The sequence below is a fragment of the Mesorhizobium sp. M7A.F.Ca.US.005.03.2.1 genome, from assembly GCF_003997795.1.
Classification (GTDB): domain Bacteria; phylum Pseudomonadota; class Alphaproteobacteria; order Rhizobiales; family Rhizobiaceae; genus Mesorhizobium; species Mesorhizobium ciceri.
In genome coordinates this window covers 1-7,649 of the sequence record NZ_RZRP01000236.1, presented here as the reverse complement: position 1 = coordinate 7,649, position 7,649 = coordinate 1, and the positions used below count along the sequence as shown (strand labels likewise).

The 7,649-nt window shown below is 64.2% G+C and carries 4 protein-coding genes and 2 pseudogenes; 4 read left to right on the top strand and 2 right to left on the bottom strand.

Annotation, left to right across the window (positions count from 1 at the left end):
* Window positions 1-547 (top strand): annotated as a pseudogene (locus EN991_RS15200) (glycosyl hydrolase family 5); the annotation flags it as partial.
* Here EN991_RS15200 and EN991_RS15195 read toward each other — a convergent pair.
* Both EN991_RS15195 and EN991_RS15190 read right to left on the bottom strand, forming a co-directional pair.
* Window positions 510-1,856, bottom strand: coding sequence for a VpsF family polysaccharide biosynthesis protein (locus tag EN991_RS15195; protein WP_127369054.1), 1,347 nt, complete (start codon window positions 1,854-1,856; stop codon window positions 510-512). The pseudogene EN991_RS15200 and the gene EN991_RS15195 sit on opposite strands and share 38 nt — an antisense overlap.
* Window position 1,857: 1 nt before the next feature.
* Window positions 1,858-3,960: an exopolysaccharide transport family protein gene (locus tag EN991_RS15190; protein ID WP_127369053.1), complete on the bottom strand. Its 2,103-nt coding sequence runs from the start codon at window positions 3,958-3,960 to the stop codon at window positions 1,858-1,860.
* Window positions 3,961-4,209: 249 nt separating this feature from the next.
* Here EN991_RS15190 and EN991_RS15185 point away from each other — a divergent pair, with 249 nt between their 5' ends.
* The 3 genes and pseudogenes from EN991_RS15185 to EN991_RS15175 form a co-directional block, all read left to right on the top strand.
* Entirely contained in the window at window positions 4,210-5,706 is a 1,497-nt protein-coding gene (locus EN991_RS15185; protein WP_013530603.1) for a hypothetical protein, read from the top strand.
* A 118-nt stretch (window positions 5,707-5,824) separates the two neighbouring features.
* The gene (locus tag EN991_RS15180) at window positions 5,825-7,015 is read left to right on the top strand and encodes an NAD(P)/FAD-dependent oxidoreductase (protein ID WP_013530602.1); all 1,191 of its coding nucleotides are present in this window, start codon (window positions 5,825-5,827) and stop codon (window positions 7,013-7,015) included.
* Window positions 7,016-7,441: 426 nt separating this feature from the next.
* Window positions 7,442-7,649 (top strand): annotated as a pseudogene (locus EN991_RS15175) (hypothetical protein); the annotation flags it as partial.

Sequence of the window (7,649 nt, the reverse complement as noted above, 5' to 3'; positions counted from 1 at the left end):
CCTGTTCACCTTCCATTTCTATGAGCCCTATCTGTTCAGCCATCAGGGCGCGCCCTGGATGCGCGAGCCGGTCTATCGGTCGCTCAACAATGTGCCGTGGCCGGCATCCGCCGGCTCGCTGCAACAGACGCTGGCATCGGTCAGGGCGCGCATGGCGCAGGACACCGAAACCCCTGAAGACGCCAAGCAAGCAGCCTATGCCGAGACCGAGCGTGTGCTGAAAGTCTATTTCGACGCCCAGCCCGACCGCTGGTTTGTCGACAAATATCTTCGCCAGGTCCGCGATTGGGCCGATGGCCATAGCCTTGCGCCGGAACGCATCATCATGGGCGAGTTCGGCGCGCTGCGCACCGACGCCCGCTATGTCGCCGCGCCCAATCCGGATCGCGGGCGCTACATCGCCGATGTGAGGCGGAGCGCCGAGGAACTCGGCTTCGCCTGGGCACTGTGGGATCTCTTCGATGGCATGGGCATGATGGACGACACCACCCGGGCGCTGGACCCCGATATCATCGCGGCGCTTGGCCTGACCATGCCGGCGGACTGACCGGCCTGAACGCTGCCCGCGCCGGCCGATAGAGCACCAATGCCAGCACCACGAACTTGGTCAGCAGCGTCGTCTTCGACGCGACGCTTTCCGAAGTGTTGATCAGGATGACCCAGCCCAGCATCGGCAGCCAGATGCCGGGATGGCAGCGGCGCGCCACCTCGAACAGGAACAGCACGAAGCCGAACGTCAGCAAAAGCGTGAAGAAGGCGCCCTGATAAAGGACCGTGCGGATGATCGGGTTCTCGATGCCCTGTTCGAGACCGTTGATGCGGCGCAGGCTGTCGATCAGGTCGACATCCGGCCCCACGATCAGATCGCGCAATTCCAGGTGCTTGAAGAGCTCGAACATCTCGACCCGGGCATTGGCGCTGCCGCTGTCCGACACGAAGCGCTCCAGCAGCGCGTCGAAAAAGCCCAGATATGCCGCCACAATGATGACGACCGGCAGCAGGGCGGCGAGCATGAAGCCGAGTGCCGCACCCAGGAGATTGACGCGGCCCTGGCGCAATTTGGTGATGCCCTGAAAAAGCAGGTAGCAGCCGCCGAGCACCACCGTCGTCACCATCGCCGTGCGGCCGCCGAAGGCGACGAGTGCCGCGCATTGCAAGCCGATCAACCCTATCCGCACAGGCATCGACAGGGATCTGGCACCGGAGAGCAGCGCAAGCACATAGATCGACGTCACCATGGCATTGGCAAGCGGATGCCCCTGCAGCGCGCTCGAGCGCAGATCGGTGGTAAACGCCACGCCGTCGAGGCGATAGGGGAAGATAAGCGTTTTGGTGGCGAACTCGAAAAGGGCAAGCAAGGCATTCGCCGTCATGACCACGTGGACGACGGTCTGCAGCCCGGCGAAGGTCCGTTCGTCGTCCTCGCTGAGCATCAGCACGAGAAGTGCCGCAGCCACGAACGTATCGATCATGCCGGCCATACCGGGCCGCTGCCTGGCGATGACGACGACCAGAAGCACGATCGATATGGCGGCCATCAGCGCGCTGGCCGGCCGCCTGTCGGCGAGATGGACGATATGGCCGACCGGATTGCCTGATGCGCAGGAGCGCCAGGCAAGCAGCAGGACGATGAGATAGGTGGACGGGTGGATCTTGGTCGCCGGGTTGCCGAACAGGCCATCATAATTGTAGCCGACCAGCCACAGCATGCCCCCCGAGATGCTGAACAGCACCGCTACCGCCGCGATCAGTCCGAAGCGCGTCAGTGCATCGACCGAGGTGCCGGAGATGGGCGTGCCGGCGCGGGGTGCGGCAGCACCAAGGTTCGAAGCGCTTGCGCTCCAACTGGCCGCCATATCAGGCGGCCTCGTCGACCAGCAAGGCGGCTGTCGGCAGGCGCCCCATGACGGAGACCGCCTGCGAAGTCGTCGTGACGTCGCGCATCGGGGTGGCGTTCAGCGTGGCGACGAGCACGATCTCGTCGGCCATGGCGACCAGCGGCGAGGCATTGAGATTGTCGGCCAGCGCGCCACCGTCGATGACGACGAGGTCGAAGCTCCGGCTGGCCCGCGCCAGCATCTGCTGCGCAAAATAGATGCCATGCGCTTCCTGGAAGACCGCCTTTGAGCGGCCCCTGCCCAGCACGGCAACGTTGCTGCCGGCGGCGTAATGGCTGACGGCCTCGAACGCGTACTCGCCGCGCAGAACATCGAGGATCCCCGGCTGCGGATCCTTCTGGCCGCCGCCGCCAGCATTGGCATCGATGAACAGCACACGGCTACCCCTGGATGCCGCGGCATTGGCCAGCAGCCGCGCCACCCGGCTACGCTGCGCGCCCTCGCCCGGCGACGATGTCACCAAGATGGAAGGCACCAGCGGCCAGTCCGCCGGACGCTGGCCCGAACTGAACATGCGCCTCAGCGCAAGGCCGACGACGGCATCGGTCTTCTGGCTGGAGGCGGCGGCGCGCGCCCCGCCGAAAGGCCACCAGCGCCGGCCTGTGTCCGACTTTGCCGGCACCACGCCCAGCACCGGCGCGTCGATGGCCGACTGCATCTGGGCGCTGGAAAGCACCGTCGGCGAGGAATATTCGGCGATCAGCGCCAGACCGGTGCCGAGCCCAAGGCCGCCGAATATCGCGCCCAGCAACAGCAGCGGCAGAGGCGGCCAGCTCTTCTTCAAGGCGGGCATGGCGTTGGAGATGATGCGCGCATTGGTGCTGTCGACATTGATCTGCTCGCGCGTCTCCTGGGCGCGCTGGAGATAGTTCGAGTAGACGGAACGCAGCGCCTCGAGGTCGCGCTGCAGTTCGCGCAGCCGCACCGAGGCCTGATCGGTGTCGAGCGACTTGCTCTTCATGCCGGCGACCTTGGCTTCCAGCGCCTGCTGGTTGGCCAGCGCCCGTTCGTAGTCGGTCTCGGTGGCGGTGGCGATGCGGCCAAGTTCGCGCGCGATCAGCTGGCGCGTGTCGCGCAGTTGCTGCTGGGCTGCGATCAGCGAGGGATGACGCGGCCCCAACTCCGTGCCGAGCTGCGAGACCTGGTCGACCAACGTCGCCTCTTGCGCCCGCAGGCTCGAGATCACCGCCGAGCGCATTGCTTCCGAAGTTGCGTCCGGCGTGCCGCTCTGCCGGCGCATCTGGTCGACCTGCGCCTTCAGCGCCGCGGTGCGGCTCTGCGCCGCCGCAAGCTGCGTGTTGATCTCGGTCAGTTCCTGGTCGCTGACCAGATTGCCTGCCGCCATCACCATGTTGTTGGCGGACTTGTAGGCTTCGACGGCGTTTTCGGCTTGCTGGACGCGCTTGCGCTGCTCGTCCAGCCGCGCGGTGATCGACTCGGAAGCGTCCTTGGCCATTTTCGCGCGCGCGCTCGCCTGGTCGACCAGGTAGGCCTGCGCGATGGCGTTGGCCAGGAGGGCGGCTTTGTCGGCGCTCTTGGCGGTGACGATGACGTCGAGGACCAGGACCTTGTCGGCCCGCTTCACCGCCAGGCGCCGGCGCAGCGCGTCGAGTGTCTGCACCGACCTGTCGCCTTCGGCTGATGCCGAACCGAGCAGGCGCGACAGCAAGCCCTGCCCATTGAATTCCGGATCCTGCGTCAGGTTTGTCGCCGCGATCGCCCGCATCAGCACGCCCGTCGACTGGACCACGCTGACCTGGCTCTCGACCTGCGTGATGCCGCCATCGGGTGAGATACGGCTGGGATTGACGTCGTTGGTGACCACCTGCAGGTCCTGCGGATCGATCAGGATTTCCGCCGCCGAGCTGTAGAGCGCCGGTGTGAAAAGGCCGTAGAGCAGGGCGACCAGCGTCAGCAGTGCGACGGTGCCGAAGATCCAGAACCGGCGGCGCACCAGGATGCGCTTCAGATCGCCCAGTTCGACAGTGGAGGCTGCATATGATCCCGCGCGTGCCGGATCCGGGGAGTGTTGCTGAGGAACCATGGGCAGGGATGATTGCATGGCTGCCTCCGACAATACTCCATATGCCGGCAAGACCAGTTTGCGGCGCTAACCTAGCTATTCCTCCAACTGTTAAAACATTGTTAATTATGTTGAGAGGTGACGTGAATTTTGGCACGCGGTTTGCTTAAAAATATACATATCGAGGTGTTGGCTACGCAGCGAGCGGAGACGAATGCAGATGGGGTTACAATTTGACCGGACCGGCCTGGCCGGCAAGGCCGGGCACCGCCTTTTCGGACCTCCAACATGCAGATAAGCCTCCGCCTGGACGGCGACTGCGTCCGCGCCTTTCACGTCACGCTGCTGGAGCGCCTTGCCGCGCTCGAAGACGTCGAACTGTCCGTCGATGTCAGGCCGGCGGGCGGTGGCATTCCGCGCAGCGCCGCGGCCCTGTTTCAACTCGAAACGGCGATCCACGGACTGTCCCATGATGGACTGGCCAAGCGTGTGCCGCTTTCGGCGCTCGCGCCCTACCGGCAGTCCCCCGCTTCGCCTGACCTGGTCATCGACCTCTGCGGCGATGTCAGGCTGGAAAGCACACGGATCTGGCGCGTCACCTATGACGGCGCCAGCGGCGAAGCGGCCTTGCTGGCCCTGATCCTCGCAGGTCGCACGCCGCTTGCCCGCATCGAGGAGAACGGCGTTGCGATCGCCGCCGGGCGTCTGGGCACCGAATATGGCGGCATCGCGCTGGCGTCCTTCCAGGATATGCTGGCGCGCACAGCAAGCCTGATCATAGCTGCCATGTCAGGCGCGGCAAAGTCCGTGCCTGATCTGCCCGAACCGGCGCAGGTGGGTGGCCCGCCGCCAATGCCCTCGGCGGGCAAGCTTGGGGTCAGGGCCGGCAAGGCGCTGGCGCGGCGGATCATCCAGAAGATCTATCACCTTTGCTACAACGCGCCGCACTGGAAGGTCGGCTGGCGGCAAACCGGGAGCCGCGATCTGTTCGAGCTGCGCGCGCATCCGGCGTCGGGTTGGCAAGAGTTGCCGGACGACGGCAGCCGCTTCTACGCCGATCCGTTCCCCATCCTCTACCAGGGCCAGCTGACCCTGTTCGTCGAGGACTATATCCATCGGCTCGGCAAAGCCATCATCTCCGCCGTTCCCTTCGGCCCGGCAGGCCCGCTCGGAAGGCCTGAACCGGTGTTGGAGCTGCCCTACCATCTCTCCTACCCCTTCGTCTTCGAGCGCGACGGCGAGGTCTGGATGGTGCCGGAAAGCTGCGCCAACGGCACGGTCGATCTCTACCGGGCCACAGCTTTTCCCGGCGGATGGGTCAAGGAGGCGACGCTTCTGTCCGGTGTCGTCGCCAGCGACGCCACGCTTGTCGAGCATGGCGGCGCCTGGTGGCTGTTCGCCACCGTCCGCGACGGCGGCGGCGCCTTCTCCGACGCGCTGCATCTGTGGTCGGCGCCGGATTTTCGCGGCCCCTGGACGCCGCACCCCAAAAATCCCGTGCTGATCGATATCGCCTCGGCGCGGCCGGCCGGCCGCATGGTCAGGCGCGGCAACGACCTGCTGCGCCCGGTCCAGGACTGCCGCAGGAGCTATGGCGCGGCGCTTGGCATCGCACGCATTTCTCACCTTGATTTGATCGGCATGGAGCAGGTCGTTGAAACCATCTTAAATCCAGGTGCGCTATGGAGTGGGCGTAAACTTCACACGCTCAACGAGGCTGGCGGCTTTGAGTTCATCGATGGCTCGGCGATCGCACCGCGCTGGAAGCAGCGGGCCCGCGATTAACCTAAACATTGGTTACTACCAAGCACGCGCGCCGGTTGCTTGCGGTTGATTTAGGTCCGGAAGATATTTTCTACCGGAGATTGTGAAACGCGCCGTTGCCATCAGAAAGAGCAGCAAAATGAGTATCTCAGAGGCTGGCCCGGCCCAAGTCGATGTGGCGATCGTCGGTGCCGGAATGGCCGGCACGACCTTGGCAATTCTGTTGGGACGAGCCGGCCGCAAGGTGGCGCTGATCGATCCGCACCGCGTCCACCACGAGGAATTCCGGGCCGAGAAGATCGGCATGGACCAGATGCTGCTGTTCGAAAAGCTCGGCCTCGATGCGACACTCAAGCGTCTCGTCACCTCCACGACCGACACGCATGTGTTTCGCCTCGGCCAGTTCTTCGCGCATGAGAAGAAGGCTGAATTCACATTCTCCTATGGCGCGCTGATCAATGGCCTGCGCGACGCCTTGCCTGCGCAAGTGCCGCTGACGGTCGGCAAGGTAACCGAAGTCTCGACTGGACCGGACCGGCAGCGGCTTGTGCTGGCCGACGGCACCGTCATCGATGCCCGCCTGCTGGTGGTGGCAACCGGTCACGGCGAGGCGGTGCGGCGCGCCGTCGGCGTCGAGCGTATCGAGCAATCGAAGGCGCATTCACTGTCGATGGGATTCGACCTCGCCATCTCGCCCAGCGATTTCGGTCATCAGTCCGTCACCTGCTACAGCAGGCGGGCCGCCGACCGTATCGCCTACATCAGCATCTTTCCCCTCGGCGACAAGATGCGGGCGAACATGTTCCTCTATCGCAATGTGGCCGAGCCGTGGACGCGGGCGTTCCGCCAGGAGCCGCAAAAGATGCTCTGCGAATTGATGCCCGAAATAGCCGTGCGATGCGGCAACTTCGAAGTCGCGAGTCCTGTCGAGGTCAGGCAGATCAGTCTGAGCACGACGCAAGGCCATCGCCGCGACGGGGTCATCTTCATCGGCGATGCTTTCTGTACCACGTGTCCGACGCCGGGCGTCGGCATCGGCCGCGTGATGACCGATGTCGATCAGCTCCATTCGGTTCACATTCCACGCTGGCTCGAAACTCCAGGCATGGCGGCTGACAAGATCAACGCCTTCTATGACGACCCGGTCAAGGTGGCTGCCGATGAGGATGGCATGCGGGTCAGTTACTATGCCAAGTCGATTACCGCCGACACCGGACTGGAATGGCGCGTGCGGCGCCTGCGCAACAACACCGCGCGCCAGCTGATGATCATCGGCCGTAAGGTCCGGCATCTGGGACAACGGCGGGCACCCGTGGCCAATATGCGATAGGGCGCGACCAGTCGCGCCCTATCGATTGCCGCTATTGATTGCCCTTGTCAGGCGAATGCGTCAGACGCCAATCAATCACTGACGGCCGGCGGAGGTGTCGATGGGGCAGTCTGGGCCGTGACACCCGAAAGCCTGTCGCGCTTCTGCAAGGTTGGTTTCTCGTATTTCTTCACTGTAAAGTGCCCTCCAAATTGATACGGCGCCAGCAGAACCAATTCCCTGCCCCGTGTCAATTGTGCCATTACTGGTTCTTACGTCGTATCCACGCCATCGCGGTCAAACGATTCTTCACTGTTGCATTGCCGGCACATATCGGCTCCGACAGGTCACCTCATCCCAGCGCCAATCGCGCGCTCCTCGGCCGCGCGATGTTGTAAATCGTTTCATCCAAGGTATTTTGGCCATTGGGGAACAGAGGGAATAGTCATGTCCAACAGCGCCTTGCCGCTGGTCATCAGTGCGCCTGAACCACGCACGCTCGACCTGATCTTCACAGCCCGGCAGCTGGCGCGGCTCAAGGCGCACTATCGCATCGTCGAGACGACCGCTGACGGCGTCGCGAAACTGCCGGCCGACATGCTGGCCGATGATATAACGCACCTCGGCCAGCATGTCGGCCGGCAGTTTCGCGACG

Coding starts and splice junctions, on each gene's coding strand:
- EN991_RS15195 (WP_127369054.1), bottom strand. CDS start 1,856: ATGGCGGCCAGTTGGAGCGCAAGCGCTTCGAACCTTGGTGCTGCCGCA.
- EN991_RS15190 (WP_127369053.1), bottom strand. CDS start 3,960: ATGCAATCATCCCTGCCCATGGTTCCTCAGCAACACTCCCCGGATCCG.
- EN991_RS15185 (WP_013530603.1), top strand. CDS start 4,210: ATGCAGATAAGCCTCCGCCTGGACGGCGACTGCGTCCGCGCCTTTCAC.
- EN991_RS15180 (WP_013530602.1), top strand. CDS start 5,825: ATGAGTATCTCAGAGGCTGGCCCGGCCCAAGTCGATGTGGCGATCGTC.